The organism is Priestia flexa NBRC 15715, assembly GCF_001591565.1.
Lineage (GTDB): Bacteria > Bacillota > Bacilli > Bacillales > Bacillaceae_H > Priestia > Priestia flexa.
The window spans coordinates 1-1,144 of record NZ_BCVD01000244.1; the positions used below are offsets into that span (position 1 = coordinate 1).

1 protein-coding gene and 1 pseudogene are annotated in these 1,144 nt (G+C 35.3%); both read right to left on the reverse strand.

What is annotated here, in order from left to right; translation table 11 throughout:
- Positions 1-693 (reverse strand): IS21-like element helper ATPase IstB (gene istB, locus BFL01S_RS19675; protein ID WP_061786733.1); only part of this gene is annotated, 693 nt, incomplete at its 3' end.
- 2 nt (positions 694-695) lie between these two features.
- Positions 696-1,144: pseudogene (locus tag BFL01S_RS19680) on the reverse strand (IS21 family transposase); the annotation flags it as partial.

Sequence of the window (1,144 nt, forward strand, 5' to 3'; positions counted from 1 at the left end):
AATGATTTCTACTCGGTGAAGAATCCTATCTAGAATTGCTGTTGTTATAGCTTGATCACCCAATAATTCTCCCCATTCTTTTGGTGCCTTATTAGAGGTCAAGATAATGGAAGACTGATTATACAAGTCATTAATTAAATGAAAGAACATATTAGCTTCTTGTTGATCCATTGCCATAAACATTAAGTCATCTATTATGACTAAATCAGCCTCTCTAATTCTTTTCATTCTTGCTTTTGACTTTCGTGTGATTTCTTCTGTTTTCAGGTTATGAATTAAATCTCCCATTGATGTGAATATCGCTTTATACCCTTGGTTAATAGCCTCTATTCCTAGGCCTACGGCCAGGTGAGTTTTACCTACACCTGGTGGCCCTAATAAAATCAAATTGTACAGCTGTTCTATCCAAGTTAAATCTTTTAATCTATTTAGTTGTTTGTTGCTTAAAGACTTTTGTTCTTTTAAATTAAACTCCTCAAGTGTTTTGCTGAAAGGAAAAGTTGCCCACTTTAATCGGTTGTTTAGTTGCTTTTCTTCTCTTCGAGTTTGCTCATAAGAAGTGACATCTAACAGGAATTGAGTAAATGAAAGGTCTTTTTGCTCAGCTTCTCTGATCAAATGGGGGAGATGCTTGGCAGTTTCAACGAGTCTTAACCCTTTCATTATGTCTTGTAATTGTTGGATTTGGCTCATCGCTATTCAACCTCCATTAAAACCGTGTAAGTATCTACTTTTCTTTTGTATGCTTCTGTTTCTAAAACCCATTCTGATAGCCTGTTCAAAGTCTTAACTTCTTTCTTTTTATCAATAACTGTTTCATGTACCTGGCGCTGACGTTTCACATATGCAATGATATCGCCAAAATCAGTTGCACTGTATAATTTCCTTTTTAAACACTCTGCTAACGCTTTAGTCCGTACTTCGTTATCGATACCTTTTGTTTCGCGCAAGATGATTTGCAACTGGTCTTTAATGTAACGAGGATTTTTTTCCCTAACCTTCTCTAAATATTTAAAGGCTAGTTCTTTATCTTCAAATCTCTCAGCCACTGTATTAATGAATGCTCCAACACCTTTTGTACGATCCCTACTATGTTTTTTATCTTTTATTAACATCCCTTTCCCTTCGGGAATTGAATGTTTTG